At 42.6% G+C, this 17654-nt stretch carries 16 protein-coding genes; 9 read left to right on the plus strand and 7 right to left on the minus strand.

All coding sequences use genetic code 11. The features are described from left to right. Nucleotides 1–17: 17 nt before the first annotated feature. The 3 genes from AC37HE_RS16915 to tgt form a co-directional block, all read right to left on the minus strand. Nucleotides 18–1562, minus strand: a complete 1545-nt coding sequence (locus AC37HE_RS16915) for an acyl-CoA carboxylase subunit beta (protein WP_500784293.1) — start codon at nt 1560–1562, stop codon at nt 18–20. Between the two features lie 201 nt (nt 1563–1763). Then, on the minus strand, nt 1764–2858 hold the full coding sequence (locus AC37HE_RS16920; protein WP_500784294.1) for an LptF/LptG family permease: 1095 nt from the start codon (nt 2856–2858) through the stop codon (nt 1764–1766). Then, nucleotides 2855–3985 carry a tRNA guanosine(34) transglycosylase Tgt gene (gene tgt, locus AC37HE_RS16925; protein ID WP_500784295.1) on the minus strand — a complete coding sequence of 377 codons (1131 nt, stop codon included), beginning with the start codon at nt 3983–3985 and terminating at the stop codon, nt 2855–2857. Before tgt ends, AC37HE_RS16920 begins: the two co-directional genes overlap by 4 nt. Nucleotides 3986–4127: 142 nt before the next feature. Here tgt and AC37HE_RS16930 point away from each other — a divergent pair, with 142 nt between their 5' ends. The 9 genes from AC37HE_RS16930 to AC37HE_RS16970 all read left to right on the plus strand — a co-directional run bounded on the left by AC37HE_RS16930 (nt 4128) and on the right by AC37HE_RS16970 (nt 13351). Next, entirely contained in the window at nt 4128–5261 is a 1134-nt protein-coding gene (locus tag AC37HE_RS16930; RefSeq protein WP_500784296.1) for a glycosyltransferase family 2 protein, read from the plus strand. Continuing rightward, complete coding sequence (locus AC37HE_RS16935) at nt 5252–5863, plus strand: RNA polymerase sigma factor (protein WP_500784297.1); 612 nt, start codon at nt 5252–5254, stop codon at nt 5861–5863. The genes AC37HE_RS16930 and AC37HE_RS16935 overlap by 10 nt, the downstream gene beginning before the upstream one ends. A gap of 55 nt (nt 5864–5918) precedes the next feature. After that, nucleotides 5919–6548, plus strand: a complete 630-nt coding sequence (gene rsmG, locus AC37HE_RS16940; protein WP_500784298.1) for a 16S rRNA (guanine(527)-N(7))-methyltransferase RsmG — start codon at nt 5919–5921, stop codon at nt 6546–6548. A gap of 92 nt (nt 6549–6640) precedes the next feature. Next, nucleotides 6641–6799, plus strand: coding sequence for a 50S ribosomal protein L34 (gene rpmH / locus AC37HE_RS16945; protein WP_107822540.1), 159 nt, complete (start codon nt 6641–6643; stop codon nt 6797–6799). A 177-nt stretch (nt 6800–6976) separates the two neighbouring features. Continuing rightward, nucleotides 6977–7804, plus strand: a complete 828-nt coding sequence (locus AC37HE_RS16950; RefSeq protein ID WP_500784299.1) for a PASTA domain-containing protein — start codon at nt 6977–6979, stop codon at nt 7802–7804. A gap of 2 nt (nt 7805–7806) precedes the next feature. Next, nucleotides 7807–8871 carry an RluA family pseudouridine synthase gene (locus AC37HE_RS16955; protein ID WP_500784300.1) on the plus strand — a complete coding sequence of 355 codons (1065 nt, stop codon included), beginning with the start codon at nt 7807–7809 and terminating at the stop codon, nt 8869–8871. A gap of 537 nt (nt 8872–9408) precedes the next feature. Then, entirely contained in the window at nt 9409–10386 is a 978-nt protein-coding gene (locus AC37HE_RS16960) for a D-alanine--D-alanine ligase (RefSeq protein ID WP_500784301.1), read from the plus strand. Nucleotides 10387–10515: 129 nt separating this feature from the next. Further along, nucleotides 10516–12087 carry a replicative DNA helicase gene (gene dnaB, locus AC37HE_RS16965; RefSeq protein ID WP_500784302.1) on the plus strand — a complete coding sequence of 524 codons (1572 nt, stop codon included), beginning with the start codon at nt 10516–10518 and terminating at the stop codon, nt 12085–12087. Continuing rightward, nucleotides 12053–13351, plus strand: a complete 1299-nt coding sequence (locus AC37HE_RS16970) for a hypothetical protein (protein ID WP_500784303.1) — start codon at nt 12053–12055, stop codon at nt 13349–13351. The genes dnaB and AC37HE_RS16970 overlap by 35 nt, the downstream gene beginning before the upstream one ends. 104 nt (nt 13352–13455) lie before the next feature. Here AC37HE_RS16970 and AC37HE_RS16975 read toward each other — a convergent pair whose 3' ends face one another. From AC37HE_RS16975 to AC37HE_RS16990, 4 genes are all read right to left on the minus strand, one after another. After that, nucleotides 13456–13893 (minus strand): lipid-binding protein, encoded by a 438-nt coding sequence (locus tag AC37HE_RS16975; protein WP_500784304.1) that lies wholly within the window; start codon nt 13891–13893, stop codon nt 13456–13458. Between the two features lie 12 nt (nt 13894–13905). Then, nucleotides 13906–14655 (minus strand): BT_2262 family domain-containing protein, encoded by a 750-nt coding sequence (locus tag AC37HE_RS16980; RefSeq protein WP_500784305.1) that lies wholly within the window; start codon nt 14653–14655, stop codon nt 13906–13908. A 12-nt stretch (nt 14656–14667) separates the two neighbouring features. Next, a complete protein-coding gene (locus AC37HE_RS16985; RefSeq protein ID WP_500784307.1) occupies nt 14668–16107 on the minus strand; it encodes a SusD/RagB family nutrient-binding outer membrane lipoprotein in 1440 nt (479 codons plus the stop codon). A gap of 19 nt (nt 16108–16126) precedes the next feature. After that, nucleotides 16127–17654, minus strand: a 1528-nt coding sequence (locus AC37HE_RS16990; RefSeq protein ID WP_500784308.1) for a TonB-dependent receptor domain-containing protein, incomplete at its 5' end; no start/stop codon positions are given.

Here is a 17654-nt window from a genome sequence, read left to right on the forward strand (position 1 = left end):
GATTCTGCAGTTTTTGATTAAAACGGAGGAATACCGTGTTTCTTTCTTGGTCCTGAAATTGATTTGTTTGCTGCTACTTTCAATGCATGCAACAATACTTTACGTGTATCTTCCGGTTCAATAACCTCATCGATATAGCCCCTTGAAGCTGCAACGTACGGGTTTGCAAATTTGTCTTTGTATTCCTGAATTTTCAATTGACGCATTGCTTCAGGGTCTTCTGCTTCTGCAATCTCCTTGCGGAATACAATATTAGCAGCACCTTCAGGTCCCATGACAGCAATCTCTGCAGTTGGCCATGCAAATACAAAGTCGGCACGTAAGTGGCGCGAATTCATTGCGATGTAACCACCACCGTATGCTTTACGGATGATCACAGTGATTTTAGCTACGGTAGCTTCACTGTAAGCATAAAGGATTTTTGCTCCGTGACGGATAACGCCGGCATGTTCCTGGTCTGCTCCCGGCAAATAGCCCGGCAGGTCTTCCAGTGTGATAATTGGGATGTTAAAGGCGTCGCAGTAGCGGATGAAACGGGCAGCTTTATCTGAGCTGTCGCAATCCAATACCCCGGCTAATACTTTTGGTTGGTTCGCTACGAAGCCTACAGTTTCACCGTCCATACGACCAAAACCGATGACAACGTTCGGAGCGAACATTTCCATGATCTCAAAGAATTCTGAGCTATCGGTAATTGATTTGATAATATCGCGAATGTCGTAAGGCATTTTCGGATCAGCAGGAACGATATTTTCAATTTTCTTTTTCGACTTCGGATCAGCCGGAGCAATACGTTCTGCTTTTTGGGTGTTGTTCCAGGGAATGTAAGAAACCAATTTCTTGATTTGGTCGAAACATTCTTGTTCGCTTTCGGCATAGAAGTGAGCATTTCCGGTAATCTCGGCGTGTACTTTTGCACCACCTAAGTCTTCCATTGAAATTTCTTCACCCAAAACCGTTTTGATAACACCAGGACCGGTGATAAACATTTTTGAGATGTTATTAACTACGAAAACGAAATCTGTTAGGGCTGGAGAGTAAACTGCTCCACCGGCGCAAGGTCCTAAAATAACAGAGATTTGAGGAATTACACCAGATGCTAAAGTGTTACGGAAGAAAATTTCACCATAACCAGCTAACGAGTTTACACCTTCTTGTATACGGGCACCACCCGAGTCATTAATTCCGATCAGAGGAACACGCATTTTTAATGAGTGGTCCATAATTTTGGTGATCTTGCGGGCGTGCATTAAACCTAAAGATCCACCAGCAACGGTAAAGTCTTGTGCGAAGATACAAACCGGTGAACCGTTGATTGTTCCGGTACCGATAATTACCCCGTCACCATGTAACTTCATTTTGTCCATATCGAAGTCGCGGGCTACATGCTCAACGAACATATCATATTCGTGGAATGAGCCCTCATCCAGGATGTAAAGGATCCTTTCGCGGGCAGTAAGTTTACCCATCGCCACCTGCTTTTCAATGGCTTTTTCACCACCACCCTTGAGAACCTCGCTTTTGCGTTTTCTGAGGTCCAGGATATTCCGTTTCAACGACATAATTTGTTTTTTTTAATTAGAAAATAGCTCCGAAGGATTCGGAGGCTTTACTTCATAATGGTCTTTCTGTTGAAAGTTTTACGTTCCAAAAGTATAATTTTTTCAAAGAGCAGACTGTTTTTTAAAACATTCTGAATTTTCCGTGAACTTTTCCGTGTGTTCTTGGTTTTGAACAATTTTATGCTGAGTTTGAAATTTTGGTTAGCGCATCGCCCTTTTGTATAAATAGGCTGCTAAGCAACCAAATATGAGGTTCGGAATCCATACAGCAATGTAGGGAGGAACCGATCCCGATATGGCAAAGACGGTTGCAATCTGCATAAACATGATGTAACTAAAGGCGATGAGGATACCCAGCCCTAAGTGAAGCCCAAGTCCGCCTTTTACCTTTCGCGATGCCAGTGATGCACCAATTAGTGTCAATATGAATGCCGAAAACGGGTTTGCACGGCGTTTATGTTTCTCAACCTCAAAGTCGATCGCGTTGATTCCCCTTAGTTTCAGCGATTCAATTTCTTTGTTCAAATCGGGAAGGGCCAGGGTCTCTGCCATATTGTTCATCGTTACATAGTCAGCCGGAACCATGTTTAGCGTTGTATCTTTCTTTGTTCCGGTTGTAATTTTTTCATTGTATCCGTCGATGTCACGGATGAAATAATTATTGATTTCCCATACTTTTCGTTCGCGATCCCATTTGATGAAATCAGCTGAAAGCTTGGAAGCGAGTTTGCCGTCCTTGAATTTTTCAATAGTGAATTTGTAGCCGACATCATTCGAGGTATTATAACTACGCATGTAGATGTAGGTTCCCGGTGTAATTTGCCGGTGGATGTTGGCCTCCAGGCTATGTCTTTTCTTTTTGATATAGGTGTTTTTGAACTCCACCATTTGTTTGTTGGCCGGAGGAATAATATAGTCACCCAGAAGATAGGATAAAAGGGCAATAATCGCAGCACCGACCATGTACGGGCGGATTAAACGGTGAAAAGAAACCCCGCTACTCAGGATGGCAATAATTTCTGAGTTATAGGCCATTTTCGATGTAAAGAAAATGACTGCAATAAAGTTGAACAGCGAGCTGAACAGGTTCGCAAAGTAGGGAATAAAATTCAGATAGTAGCTAAACACGATTTCGTGCATAGGAATATCTTTCGATAAGAATTCGTCCAGGTTTTCGGATATGTCGAATACCATAGCGATACTGATGATCAGTGCGATGGATACAAAGAAAGTTGCCATGAACTTCCCCAGGATGTACCTGTCTAATATTCCGATAGCGGGTGTTTTCAGTTTCATAAACGTTGAGCCAGTTTTACAACCATTTCTTCTTTCCAGCTTTTGAAGGTGTCGGCCAGGATTTGGCGGCGTGCTTCTTTTACCAGCCAAAGATAAAAAGCTAAGTTATGATGGCTGGCAATTTGTGCTCCTAACATTTCACCAGAGACAATTAAGTGGCGTAAAAATGCCTTGGTGTAATTCTGATCGACATAGGATGTTCCGTCCGGGTCTATGGGAGAAAAATCATCGGCCCATCTTCTGTTTTTGATGTTGATGATTCCGTTCCGGGTGAAAAGCATGCCGTTACGTCCGTTGCGCGTTGGCATTACACAATCAAACATGTCTATGCCTCGGTCGATCCCTTCCAAAATATTGACCGGAGTTCCGACTCCCATTAAATATCGTGGCTTGTCTTTTGGCAAAATCGGGTTGACGACCTCAATCATGGCATACATATCTGCTTCCGGCTCTCCAACAGATAAGCCCCCGATTGCATAACCATCGCTTGGTATTGTTGTGACATGGCGTGCTGCTTGTTCTCGCAAAGCCGGGTATACCCCTCCCTGAACAATGGGGAATAGCGATTGCGGATGGCCGTACAATGGCTGTGTCTTTTGCATTTGGGTTACACAGCGCTCCAGCCAGCGCTGGGTGAGTTGGAGCGATTTTTTTGCGTAATCGAAATCGGCATCCCCCGGTGTACATTCATCAAAAGCCATGATGATGTCAGCACCAATCTTTCGTTGAATATCGATAACATTTTCCGGAGTGAACAGGTGTCTCGACCCATCAATATGTGATTGGAATTTTGCACCTTCCTCTGTTAGTTTGCGCATTTCTCCCAACGAAAAAACCTGGTAGCCACCACTGTCGGTTAGTATAGGGCCATCCCATCCATTAAATTTGTGCAGACCGCCGGCACGCTCAATTATATCCATCCCGGGACGCAGGTAAAGGTGATAGGTATTGCCCAAAATTATTTGCGCACCAATATCTTCTTTCAAATCTCTCTTGTGGATTCCTTTTACCGAACCGGCTGTGCCAACAGGCATGAAAATCGGAGTTTCAATGCTTCCGTGGTCAGTTTCGATGATTCCGGCACGTGCTTCGGAACCGGTAGAAGTATGTTTGAGCGTAAAATCCATGCAATGCTTTTTGAGCCAGCAAAGATAGCATAATAAGTTTAAAGCCGAAGATGATGCATTTCACCTGTTCTTGTTAATTAAATTTAAAAAATAGCGCTATAGGATTCATGTCGATTATTAAATTTGTCATCAAATTTCGACCATGACACACACGTTTTTTGCCCGGCCTTATTATGAATGGAGCGGATATGTGATTCTCTTGGTAGGCTTTACTTTAAGCTTAATCGTTCAGCTTGCTTTATATCGGCGGATAATTGTGAAGAAAAGCCAGAACGTTGGAGAACCCGAGGAAAGACCGATTAGTATTTTACTGAATATTCGGAATGAAGCGGAGCGTATTGAGCAATTTCTGATGAAGTTGCTTGAGCAAAATTATTCCAATTTTGAAGTCGTTGTCGTAGACGACTTTTCTGCCGATTCGACGCTGATTATTCTTGGGGTACTGGCTCGGAAATACCCTCAAATAAAATTTACGACCCTGAGCCAGGAAAATCGCTTTTCCGAGAAGATGGCGATGAACTTAGCCTTAAAGGCAGCTAAGCACGACTGGGTACTTTTCCTTTCTCCCGAACTTGAATTGGAAGATCCCGATTACCTGAAAAAACTGAATTCAGAATTGGATTCCGACACTCAGATGTTGGTGAGTTATGTAAATTATCGGGAGTCCGGGCTCCGGTTTAACCGTTTATGCCGTGTTGAGCGTTTGGATGCCTTCTGGCGTGCCTCGATAAGTGAAATGGGTGCTTCGCCCGTTTTGTTTCAGCAGGTTAATGTACTGTTTAATAAACAAATATATTTTCAGAATAGTGGCTTCAAAGGCTGGATGAATGCTCATTATGCTGGTCTGGAGCTCGTATTTAATCAAGTTAAAAAACTACCGGTTAAGTTTTGTATGAACCCTCAAACCATGCTTCGGGAAAGTCGTTTGACGGATAAAGCAGAATTTAATGATTTGATTCAGAAGCATATTCGCTTGCTAAATGGTCTTAAGCTGTCCAAGAAGTGGCCGGATCGCATCGAATTGTTTTCGCATTTGGCCTTGTTAGGAGGGATTGTTGCTTTATTGTTTACTGATTTGGATTATTGGTATGTGTTTATACCAATTCCAATTATCTTATTTATTGTACATCTGATACTGATTAAAAGTCTGCTAAAACGCTTGGAGGAAAAGAAAATCTTTTTATCTTCGTTAATGTACGTATTTGTTCGACCTTTTTTGTATCTTTTTCATCAAGCAACAATTTATTTACAAGTTCAACGTAATAAATGGAATTAAACCCAAATCTATCAGATAAAGCTCAGCAGGATTACGCATTGGTCGAAGCTGCCTTGCGCGGCGAGGAGAAAGCGTTTGCCCGCTTGCTTAGTAAATACAAGGATGCGATTTACTACATGCTTCTGAAAATGGTCAATAACAAGAGCGATGCTGAGGATTTGACGATCGAAGCTTTTGGTAAGGCATTCAAGAATTTACATCAATATTCACCGCATTATGCGTTTAGTACCTGGCTGTTTAAGATAGCCTCCAATAACTGTATCGACTTTCTGCGAAAAAGACGTGGTGTTACCATATCAATTGAAAATACGCAAGAGTCAAATGATAATGATCCGCCAATTAAGCTAAAGTCGGTGGATCCGGATCCCGAGCAGAAATTGATCCGGATCCAAAAAGCTATTTTACTGCGGCGTATCGTTCACCGGTTGAAACCTCGCTACCGAACCTTGGTCGAATTAAGATATTTCCGGGAGTTTTCGTATGAAGAAATCGCAAATGAACTAAATTTGCCGCTCGGAACGGTCAAAGCACAACTATTCAGAGCCCGGGAAATGCTGTTTAAAATGATTGAGTCGACCGAAATGGATGACCATCAGGGGTAAAGGCAACCGAAGCTCTCTGTTTTTCGTTCCGCTAAATTGAGCTTTAACGACGACCATGGATATTATTACAAAATACTTTCCCGATTTGGATGAAACGCAGAAGCAGCGTTTTTCCCGTTTGGGAGATCTTTATTCGGAGTGGAACGAAAAAATCAATGTTATTTCCCGGAAGGATATTGACCAGCTTTATGAGCGACATGTATTACATTCGCTTGGAATTGCGAAGGTTACCGGTTTTGTACCTGGCACCCGTATTATGGATGTTGGTACAGGGGGCGGATTTCCGGGCATTCCGTTAGCCATTTTGTTTCCTGAAACCGAGTTCCTGCTTGTAGATTCCATTGCCAAGAAAATTACGGTGGTCAATGCTATTGCCAAGGAGTTGGGCCTGACGAATGTTCGGGCCGCGCAGCATCGGGCTGAAAAAGTGAAGGGACAATTTGACTTTGTGGTGAGTCGTGCCGTGACTGCTTTTCCCAAGTTTGTGTCGCTGGTGCGTAGTAAAATAAGTCCGGTACAGAAAAATGAGTTTGCCAATGGTATTCTCTATTTAAAAGGAGGGGACTTTCAGGATGAGTTGGATCCCTTTAAAGGGAAGGTTCAGACCTTTGACTTAAGCAATTTTTTTGACGAGGAATTCTTTGAAACAAAGAAGGTTATTCATTTGATGTTGAAAAATAGTTGAAATTAACTGCAGATATTTTGGAAGGAATTAAAAAAGATATATTTTTGCAGTCCGAATTTGAACGGAGTAAGAATAAATAAAAAAATATACCAATGAAAAGGACATTTCAACCATCGAACAGAAAGCGTAAAAACAAACACGGTTTTCGCGAAAGAATGTCTACTCCGGGCGGCCGCTTAGTATTGAAAAGTCGTCGCGCCAAAGGTAGAAAGAAATTAACTGTTTCTGACGAACCAAGACACAAACGTTAAGAAATCCGATACGTATTACTGCATAGAAAGGTAAAGAATCACGATTCTTTACCTTTTTGTGTGTTTTAACGTCCTGTTTTTGTCGGTTATTCGGTTTCAACCTTTGTATTTTCGGCTTTCGTTATCTGTTTTTTAAGCTATTTTTGTTGGGTAATAACAATTCAACCCGATTTTATCATGAGCCTGAAATCTTTCCTGATTAGCAGAACTTTTTTTATTCAAATTGCCATTGCGATTGTTTTGGTCGTATTGCTGTTGATGTTAACAATGCTGGGAATTCGAATTTATACCAATCACGGCGAGTCGTTCCCCGTTCCGGATTTGAGTGGGATGAAAATTGATCAGGCAGAGCAATTGTTGAAATCTCAGCATCTTGCCTATGAAATTGCAGATTCTACTTATATGGATTCTGCAGAACCAGGAGCCGTAATTGGACAGATGCCGGTTGCCGGTCATGATGTAAAGGAAGGAAGGACTATCTTTTTAACGATTTGTGCTCTTTCTCCGGAACAGATTGAGATGCCGAAGTTGACCGATATTTCGTTCCGGCAGGCTGTAAATATTATGCAGACAGTTGGTTTAAATGTTGGTCGTATTGATTATGTACCGTCAGAATTCTCGAACCTGGTGCTGGAGCAAAAGGTTAACGAGGAACCCATTGAGCCGGGTGTGATGATTAATAAAGGTTCGCGCGTGGATTTGACCATCGGCAAAACCAACAATGGTGAAAAAACTGTTGTGCCCAATCTTTTTGGTTCAACCCTGGTGCAGGCCAAAGGCGAAATTGCCAGCTTGTTCCTCAATGTTGGAGCCGTTATTTACGACGAGACAATACAAACGCAGGAAGATAGTCTGGCCGCAAAAGTATGGAAGCAACGGCCTACCCATACGCGATACGATGAGATAGAACAAGGGGCGTCCATTGACCTTTGGTTAACGAAGGACGAAACAAAGTTGATCTCGGATACCGATTTAGATACTGAGAAAGACTCAATAGGAAAATAAGCATGCAGGAAGAATTCGAGGATTTATACGACGATCAGGAAGAAGAAGGGCAGGAGTCGGCTCTTTACGAACACTATAATTTTCAGGTTGATGCCGGGCAAAAGCAGGTTCGTGTTGATAAGTTTATTGCCAACCGGATCGATAATGCTTCGCGCAGCAAAATTCAGGCTGCTGCCGATGCCGGGAATATTCTGGCTAATGGCAAGTCGGTAAAATCGAACTACAAGGTTAAGCCGGGCGATGAGATTAGTGTTGTAATGGACTTTCCGCGTCGCGAGTTGAAGATTATCCCCGAAGATATTCCGTTGGATGTTGTTTATGAAGATGATCAGTTAATTGTCATTAATAAGCCAGCGGGACTGGTTGTTCATCCGGGACATGGAAACTATACCGGAACACTGGTGAATGCTTTGGCCTGGCGCTATAAAGATTTGCCGTTGTTTGCTTCGGCCAACGACCCTCGTCCGGGTCTGGTACACCGAATTGATAAAAATACTTCCGGTTTAATGGTTGTTGCTAAAACCGAACTGGCGAAGACGAAACTGGCGCGACAGTTTTTCGATAAAACCACGAAACGCCAGTATGTTGCTCTGGTGTGGGGACGACTGAAAGAACCGGAAGGAACAATTGAAGGAAATATTGGGCGTAGCTTAAAAGACCGGCAGGTTTTTACTGTTTTTAAAGATGGTGATTACGGTAAACATGCTGTAACCCATTATAAGTTGATCGAAGAGCTGGGCTATGTTAGCCTGGTGCAGTGCCAGCTGGAAACAGGACGTACACACCAGATTCGTGTTCATATGAAACATCTTGGCCATCCGCTGTTTAACGACGATACTTACGGTGGCGATAAAGTGCTGTGGGGAACAACCTTCAGTAAATACAAGCAGTTTGTTAATAATTGCTTCAAAATATTACCGCGTCAGGCTTTACATGCCAAGACTCTGGGATTTGTACATCCTGTCACAGGCGAAGAAATGTTGTTTGATTCGGAATTGGCTCAGGATATGCAGGAAGCCATTCAAAAATGGCGCGATTATATCTCGAACCGGGAAGTTGGCGAGTAAGGTCTTGGGGATTCTATATTGATTATTTCCGAAGGCTTGCCGATGCGGTTAAACATTGGCGCGTTCCCGGTATCGTGATATCCGGAGGGGCGTTTTCTATTGATGTTGAAGCCCTCCCGAAGCAAGTTCGGGACAAGTAATGGGCTAGCTCTCGCTGGTGTGCGATTGTATCGCGTTTATTTTTTGTTTTGAGTTCCGGGTTTTGAGTTCCGGGTTACTGGGACTGTACACTGGAACTGCCCACCGGTTTCAATCCATCACTCATTATATCTGTCATTGATAGGAAAACGAAGGAGGACGCAGGCCTGGAAATGTAAAATATCGAATACCCAATAAGGAATGTTAAAGTAAGAAAGTGCAATTCACGGTCTTGTTCGGTTATTGAAGTTTCGGGTTGAGATCATCAATCGTTAATCGGCAATCATCAATCGTTAATCAATAATCATTAATCCTAATTTTATCGTTTTTTTTCACGGTAAGTATGACAAGCAAACCAATTATTGCAGATATTTGGTTTTTGTTTTTTTGAATAAAGTTATGAAGAAGAATATTGCAGTTGTTTACGGAGGTGACTCTTCCGAATATGTCGTGTCGGTTCAAAGTGGTAAAAACGTGTACCAGTCGATTGATACGAACCTGTTTAAGCCATGGATGGTGGAGATGAAAGGACAGTATTGGTCTGTTATGCTCGACGGACAAAAAATTGCCAATGTCGACAAGTCCAACTTCGGCTTCAGCTTTGGCGGCGAAACTGTTAAATTCGACTTTGCTTATATTATTATACACGGAACGCCTGGCGAAGATGGTATCCTCCAAGGTTACTTCGAGTTGTTGAATGTTCCTTATTCAACTTGCGGAGTTCACTCTTCAGCCTTAACGTTTAACAAGTTCTTTTGCTGTAACTACCTGCGCAACTTCGATATTCCAATGGCGAAGTCGAAGCGCATGCTTAAGGGAAGCCCAATTGATGATAAGCTGTTGTTGTCGGAGCTGACATTGCCGGTTTTCGTGAAACCAAATGCCGGTGGATCGAGCTTTGGTGTTACCAAAGTTAAAACAGCAGAAGAGCTGGTCCCGGCCATTGAAAAAGCCTGGATTGAAAGTGATGAGGCTTTGGTTGAAGAATTTATTGAGGGGAAAGAATTTACCTGTGGCCTGGTGAAGCTGAAAGATCAAACGATCCTTTTCCCGGTTACCGAAGTTTTACCTAAGAATGAGTTTTTCGATTTTGAAGCCAAATATACGGCTGGAATGACTGAGGAGATTACCCCGGCCCGTATCTCACCCGAATTGACAAACGACATTCAGCAATTGGCCTCAAAGGTTTATGACCTGTGTAATTGCCGCGGTATTGTACGTGTCGACTTCATTTTAAAAGATGGTATATTCCACTTTTTGGAGGTGAACACAACACCGGGAATGACAGCCACAAGCTTTATTCCGCAACAAATTGCCGCCATGGGCCGCGATCTAAAAGAGATGCTGACACTCATTATTTTAGATCAAATAGGATAAAAATTAACATTGAAAATACCATAAGAGGAGCTTATGAGGCTCCTTTTTTTATACCTTTAAAATCCTTTTTTGCTCCTTTTCCGTGAGCGAAATAAAGAGTGAAAATCAACCAGTTTACACAATTTTTCGATGGCAGTACAGCGTAACAATAACAGAGGAAATAACAGAGGAAACAATAGCGCAAGCGCAGCAATAGAGCAAATTAATGCCCAGTATGGTAAACTACCACCACAGGCAGTTGATGTTGAAGAAGCCGTTTTGGGTGCTTTAATGTTGGAGCGCGATGCCTATGTTACCGTTGCTGATATTATTGATACGAATAGCTTTTATAAAGACGAACACAAGAAGATCTTTGAGGCTATTAAGTACTTGTCTACACATGAAAAACCGGTGGACTTGTTGATGGTTACCCAGGAACTGAAAAACAGGGAAGAACTCGACGAGGTTGGTGGCCCGCTTTATATTACGCAGTTGACCAGTCGTGTTGCTTCTGCTGCACATATCGAGTTTCACGCCCGGATTATTGCTCAGAAATATATTCAGCGTGAACTGATCCGGGTGTCTTCGGAAATTCAGACAAAGGCTTATGATGCCAACATGGACGTGGATGATTTGATTGACTTTTCGGAAACAGCCTTGTTTAAGGTTGCGGAAGGAAACATCAAGAAAGAAACCTTGCCGATTAAGCCAATCCTGAAAGAGGCTGCTGCGATGATCGAGCAAGCTTCGAAACGTGAAGATGGTTTGAGTGGTACCCCGACCGGTTTTACTGCTTTGGACCGTATGACTTCGGGATGGCAGAAAACCGACCTGGTAATTATTGCTGCTCGTCCGGCGATGGGTAAAACGGCCTTCGTCTTGTCGATGGCGCGAAACATGGCTGTGGAGCATCGTGCACCGGTTGCCATATTCTCGCTCGAGATGGCCTCGGTACAGTTGGTGAATCGTTTGCTGGCTGCCGAAACCGAACTGGGGTCCGAGAAAATTAAGAATGGTCGTTTGGCACAATGGGAGTGGGAGAACTTCAACCGGAAATTAAAAGTGCTCGAGGATGCTCCGATCTTTGTGGACGATACGCCGGCTTTGTCGATCTTCGAGTTCCGGGCTAAATGCCGTCGTTTGAAGATGCAGCACAATATTGGTGTGGTGATCGTCGACTACTTGCAGCTGATGACGGCAGGTGATGCCGGGCGTGGTAGTCGTGAACAGGAGGTGAGTATGATCTCACGTTCGTTGAAGGCTATTGCCAAGGAGTTGGATGTTCCTATTTTGGCCCTGTCGCAGTTGAGCCGTGCCGTTGAAAACAGGGAAGGACGCCGCCCCCAGCTTTCCGACCTTCGTGAATCGGGAGCGATTGAGCAGGATGCCGACCTGGTATGTTTTATTCACCGACCGGAATATTACGGGATCACCGAAGATGAAAACGGAAACTCGCTGTTGGGCATTGCCGAGATCATTATCGCCAAACACCGTAACGGTTCGGTGGGCGATGTGCAGTTGGCCTTCAAAAAGCAGCAGGTTAAGTTCTGTGACCTGGAAAGCTCTATCCCGGAAGAGATTGGAGGTGGTAGCTTCGGGCAAACTTTCAGCTCAAAAATGAATGCCGATTCGGGCGGTGTTGGGATGCCTGTGAATACCGGATTCGAAACAGAAAACAATACGGACTATGGTAAACCAGATCCAAACGAAGCGCCTTTCTAAGCCTTCGAAAATTATTTTTCTGTTCCTTCTTTTTTGCTTAATGCTGGTTAAGCAGGGGCAAGCTTTGTACCTGCTAATCCCGATGGATGACCAGCAACGCAATCACCTGAAAGCTTATGGTATTGCCTATTGGACCCTCGAAAAAGCCATTGAGGTAAAGTGGCTGTTAAATTACCGGGGAGGTAGTTTCCTGATTCAGTATGCTCCCGAAATTGAATCAGAATGTGTGATACGCGGCGTCAGTGTGGAAAAAATTGCGGATGCAAAGGCTAATCTGATCCTTTCGGAAATTTCGAGTCCTTCCGTTAACCAGGATGCTGTGAGCATGCAGAAAGCGCCTAAAATTGCCGTTTACTCGCCTAAAAATAAGCAGCCTTGGGACGATGCTGTCACCATGGTGTTGACTTATGCTGAGATTCCATACGATCTTATCTACGACGATGAAATTATAGCCGGTAAGCTGAAGGATTACGATTGGCTGCACCTGCATCATGAGGACTTTACCGGGCAATTTGGAAAGTTTTACGCCAATTACCGGAATATGCCCTGGTACCAGGAAGACGTTCGCTCGAATAAAGCTGCGGCTGAACGAAATGGCTTTGCCAAGGTTTCGGAGATGAAGCGCTATGTTGCAGAGCAAATCAAGAGCTATATTGAACGCGGGGGCTTTTTGTTTGCTATGTGTGCTGCGACCGATACCTACGATATTGCCCTGGCTGCTCACGATGACGATATTTGCGATGTAATGTTTGATGGCGACCCGGCAGATCCAAAGGCTAACGAAAAGCTGGATTATAGCGAAACCTTAGCCTTTAAAGACTTCACACTGGAAATGAATCCCTACATCTACCGGTTTTCCGATATCGATGTTACAACCACCCGGAATGTACCGCAGACACAGGATTTCTTCACGCTGTTCGACTTTTCGGCCAAATGGGACCCGGTGCCAACCATGTTAACCCAGGATCACCAGCGCGTTATTCGTGGTTTTATGGGACAAACGACTGCTTTTAACAGCAAGCTCATCAAGTCGAATGTGCTGATTATGGGTGAAAACAAAGCAGCCGGTGAAGCCCGCTACATTCATGGCGAACTGGGCAAAGGTTTCTGGACCTTCTACGGAGGTCACGACCCTGAAGACTACCGCCACCTGGTGGGCGACCCACCCACCGACCTAAACCTGTATCCCAACTCTCCCGGATACCGGCTTATTCTGAATAATGTCCTGTTTCCTGCTGCGAAGAAGAAAAAGCAGAAGACGTAAATAAAGCAAGAGATTGCCCAAAAGAACTGGACAACCTCTTCTCTCTCGTTATTCGTATAAAGTTTCTTACGCCTAAACGGCGTCTTGAAGTTAAGAGTTGTTAGTTATTCGAAACCAGTTTTTCTGACACCAACTTCTGTTAGTTGATCATATACATCAGTGCCATCATAAAGGATAACATCAAAGGAAATGCTGTCATTACCAATCAGTAACCCATTCTCAATGGTTACCGAAGTAACGGCGCCTGCAAGATCAGGTGAAGATGTTGCATCAAATGTATTGTCGGAATTTAATCTGGCCTTAATTTTAATGCCTGAGTCGTAAATATTATCGATGAAGATCGAATCTACTCCGTTTGCCGTATTATAAATTTGCAACTCGTAGGGACCATAACTGAATTCACCGTCGTAATATTCACTTACGATCCATTCTCCCGCTACCGGATAAGCGGTAGAAACACCTGGATCATCATCTTTTTCACAGGCTTGAAATATGGATATTCCCAATATGAGAATCGTAAAATATTTAATTGTGTTTTTCATCGAACGATAATTTTAAGGTTGTACTTGTGTTAACGTAACTACAAACTCATATCCAGCGTCCCAATCACTTGTAAAACTTATTGTTTTGGATGCCGCATCTACTGTAAATGATTTGAAAGATACTGTTCCTCCAAAATATCCGACTTCAAAATCAGGTAGTGTAAATTCATTAGAAGGAATATCATTAGCAGTAATTTCTACAGGAGCACTAGTAACGATTCCATAATTTCTTCCAAGATCATAGTATCCGCCAATACCATCTGACAATTTGTATGTATTGTCGCCGGTTTTTGTAATCAGTACATATTCCATATCCGTATATTGAGCTCCTGACACTCCATTTCGGACGACCGTTGATGTATATAAGCCTTCGATGCTGTTGACTAAATCTCCTGTATTGAAGACATATACATCGCGGTAAATATATGCATCGTACCCGTCGCTGTTAGTTGCTTGATAAGTAATTGAATATTGATCGGGTGTATTAACATCTACTTCGGTGCCTGAATAATTGGTGAATTTACCGGACACAGTCTTGGTTACAACAACAGATTCACCATTTTCAGTCGCAGTTACACCGGGGTCAACGAAAGGGTCACCTAATTGATGTAAAATAACATGATCTCCCTGAAAGTCAAAGGTAGCATAATAGGTTATTCCCGTTGTTAAACCTTCTGTTGCTAAATCTCTGCAACTATATAAAATGGTTGCAAGAGAAATGATGGAAACAAATCCAACAAAGATTTTATTTATATTTTTCATTGTCATAGTTTTTTACTTTTTATCCCACCAAACTTTTTCGTAAACTTCTTTTTTCACAGGAACATTTTCAGGGTTTCTTGCCCTTTCGTCGGAATCGAAAATGAATCTTTTAGGCATTTGTCCTCCAGTTGCATTATTTAAAGATGGGCTTAATACAGGATAACCGGTTCTGTTATACTCTTCCCAGGCTTCAATGCCTTGGCTGTTTATCATGCTAAGCCATTTCTGAACAATGATCTGCTCTAATTTTTGCTCAAATGTTCCAGAACTCAAGAATGCATATGCTCCCCCACTTGCAAGAACCGAAGTGGCATCATCCGCTATCCCATATTTTGCATAAGCAGTGGTAACACCAGCATCATAGTAATTCTTCGCATTTAATCCCAGTTCCGGCCATCGGATTGCTGCCTCTGCTAAAAGAAAATTCACTTCTGCAACGGTCATTAAATAGGCTCCATCATCGTAAGAGAGGTTTGGTGTTGAAAGACCTGAGATATTTGTCGGACTTGGGTTCTTATAATCCCCTTGTGTAAGTGCATTATGTGCACCTCCTGCCGATGGCTTATTATAAAGGTGATCTAGTCTTGTGTCGTCGTTTTCGATTAAATAATCAACAGTTGTGGCACTTGCTGAGATGTTTCCGGATAAACGATCGACACCGGTCTCATAAACCGGATTTCTTCTGTTCTGTTCATCTGCAAACTGGGTCATTGCTACGTTAGCTGTCAGGAAGGTTGCTCCGCTATTTATCATCGCTGCAATTCCATTTTTTGAGACATCTGGTCGTGCATATACCTGTCGCATATAGATTTTGAGTTTTAAGCTATTGGCGAATTCAGTCCAATGGTCCATGTCGCCTTGGAAGTAAAGGTCATCGCTTCCGGGAGTTTCATTGTTGCTTGATGTAAGATCATAAGCTAAAGCTTTGTCAAGGCGAACAATTAAACTATCATAAACATCCTGTCCATTATCATACTTCGGAAGAATCAGACCTTGGTCACCCATTAAAGCCTCTGAGAAAGGGATTTGATCGTATAAATCAGCCAGAACTTGAAAAACGTAGCACTGAGTCACCGTAGCCATCAAGTAGTAGGTGTAATTCTCGCTGGCCATTGCTTTTTTTCGTACAAATTCTAAGTCATTCAGTGCTCCAGAGTAAAGTTCAGAGAATTGCCTGTCGAACGAAGAACTTGTAATTGTATAGTCCTCAAAGTCGCGATACTGAGAGGCCCCTGTTGATTGGGTCCAATGCTGTGCCCAAATTCCTCCAATAATTTGCCACCAGCCATCAATTACGTAGCATGATGAACTTTGGCCTACTGGCAGAACGAGTTGTACTGTCGCATCACTTGGATTATTGGGGTCTTTGTTGATATCGTAGAACGAATCAGAACAACTGTATCCCATGGCCAGCAATGCAAAAAGTGCTATTATTTTTTTGAATTTTTTCATGTCAATTCTAATTAAATCGTTAGAAAGAAATTTTTACACTTCCACCAATACTGCGGACGCTAGGAGTGGAACTAAATTCACCATAATCTGCTTCAATGTCATTTCCAAAAGTTGTTGCTTCAGGATCAATGAAGGTATTTGAAGAAGGTGTAAAAAGAAGTAAGTTATGACCGATTAGGCTTACCTGTAATTCATTGATTGGGAGGTTTGCCGTCAAACTTTTTGGTAGCCTGTAGGATAGAACGACTTCTCTTAGTTTGACAAAGGACTTGTCAATGACAAAACGTCTGTTGAATAGTCCGCCTCCATAAGATTGTCCCCAATAAGTATGGAGGTTATTGTCGTAAGAAATCTGGTGTGTATTCTCAATGTAAGAGATGTCTCCATTGTCGTCTACGACTTGTTCTACGGAATTAGGGATAATAAATGGCTGTCTGTCATTAAAAGTTGTGAGAGGTGCTGTTCCTGCGAAATATTGCATTTCTGCAGTTCTTGAATACATGAGACCTCCTTGCTTAACATCGATTGTGAAACTTAATGACAGACCTTTGTATCTGAGTTCATTCGTGATCCCTGCAATATAATCATATTCAGCATCTCCATAAATTCCATAATCCGATTCTGAAATTGGCAAACCGTCAGCATCTACTACTAATTTACCTTCATAGTATTTGGGAACTTCTCCATAAAACAACCCGATGGGATAACCTGGACGGGCAACAAAATTTAATCTGCTTGTTCCTCCAATGTCGATTTGGTCCAGCCCTTCAGCTAGTTCAACAAGTTTGTTGCGGTTTTTCGAATAGTTTAAGCGCATTGTCCATTCGAAGTTTTGGGACTTTAATGGAGTTAAAGTCAGTAATATTTCTACTCCTTTATTGGTTATTTTTCCCAAATTCATAATCTGACTTGTATACCCGGTAGAGGCAGCCAGTGAGGCCGGCCAGATTAAATCAGTGATTGTTCTGTTGTAGTAGGTAAAATCTAGACCGATTCTATTGTTCAGGAAACGCAAGTCTGTACCAATTTCAGTTTCTGTAGAAATCTCAGGTTGGAGATCGGGGTTTCCAATTTGGTTTGAGACTTCAAAACCGTTTATATTGCCGGGAAGAGGATATGTCAATTCCCGATAACCATCGGTATGATTACCTTGGACAAATACAGAATAAATTTGGTATGGATCGGCATCATTACCTGTTTGTGACCAACCCAAACGAAGTTTTCCGTAAGGTAGTATATGGTTTTTAGGCAACAATTCGGTAAAGATAAAACCGATGTTGGCCCCAGGATAAAAGAATGATTTATTGTCTAAGGGGAGGGTAGAGGACCAGTCATTTCTTGCGGTTGCAGTTAAAAATAACATTTCCTTGTAGGCTAGATCTACACTTGCATAGACCCCAGTCAGTCTCCTTTTTGTATATTCATAATCTACAGTTGGCTGAGAGGAACTATTGGATAAATCGTAAAAATAGGGAATGTCAAGTCCAATAACCTGGGCTGAATGATGTTTTGTTACCCTTTGATTGATGTTTTGCCCGACTAATCCG

The organism is Mangrovibacterium sp. (genome assembly GCF_059905295.1).

Coding starts and splice junctions, on each gene's coding strand:
- AC37HE_RS16915 (WP_500784293.1), bottom strand. CDS start 1,562: ATGTCGTTGAAACGGAATATCCTGGACCTCAGAAAACGCAAAAGCGAG.
- AC37HE_RS16920 (WP_500784294.1), bottom strand. CDS start 2,858: ATGAAACTGAAAACACCCGCTATCGGAATATTAGACAGGTACATCCTG.
- tgt (WP_500784295.1), bottom strand. CDS start 3,985: ATGGATTTTACGCTCAAACATACTTCTACCGGTTCCGAAGCACGTGCC.
- AC37HE_RS16930 (WP_500784296.1), top strand. CDS start 4,128: ATGACACACACGTTTTTTGCCCGGCCTTATTATGAATGGAGCGGATAT.
- AC37HE_RS16935 (WP_500784297.1), top strand. CDS start 5,252: ATGGAATTAAACCCAAATCTATCAGATAAAGCTCAGCAGGATTACGCA.
- rsmG (WP_500784298.1), top strand. CDS start 5,919: ATGGATATTATTACAAAATACTTTCCCGATTTGGATGAAACGCAGAAG.
- rpmH (WP_107822540.1), top strand. CDS start 6,641: ATGAAAAGGACATTTCAACCATCGAACAGAAAGCGTAAAAACAAACAC.
- AC37HE_RS16950 (WP_500784299.1), top strand. CDS start 6,977: ATGAGCCTGAAATCTTTCCTGATTAGCAGAACTTTTTTTATTCAAATT.
- AC37HE_RS16955 (WP_500784300.1), top strand. CDS start 7,807: ATGCAGGAAGAATTCGAGGATTTATACGACGATCAGGAAGAAGAAGGG.
- AC37HE_RS16960 (WP_500784301.1), top strand. CDS start 9,409: ATGAAGAAGAATATTGCAGTTGTTTACGGAGGTGACTCTTCCGAATAT.
- dnaB (WP_500784302.1), top strand. CDS start 10,516: ATGGCAGTACAGCGTAACAATAACAGAGGAAATAACAGAGGAAACAAT.
- AC37HE_RS16970 (WP_500784303.1), top strand. CDS start 12,053: ATGGTAAACCAGATCCAAACGAAGCGCCTTTCTAAGCCTTCGAAAATT.
- AC37HE_RS16975 (WP_500784304.1), bottom strand. CDS start 13,893: ATGAAAAACACAATTAAATATTTTACGATTCTCATATTGGGAATATCC.
- AC37HE_RS16980 (WP_500784305.1), bottom strand. CDS start 14,655: ATGAAAAATATAAATAAAATCTTTGTTGGATTTGTTTCCATCATTTCT.
- AC37HE_RS16985 (WP_500784307.1), bottom strand. CDS start 16,107: ATGAAAAAATTCAAAAAAATAATAGCACTTTTTGCATTGCTGGCCATG.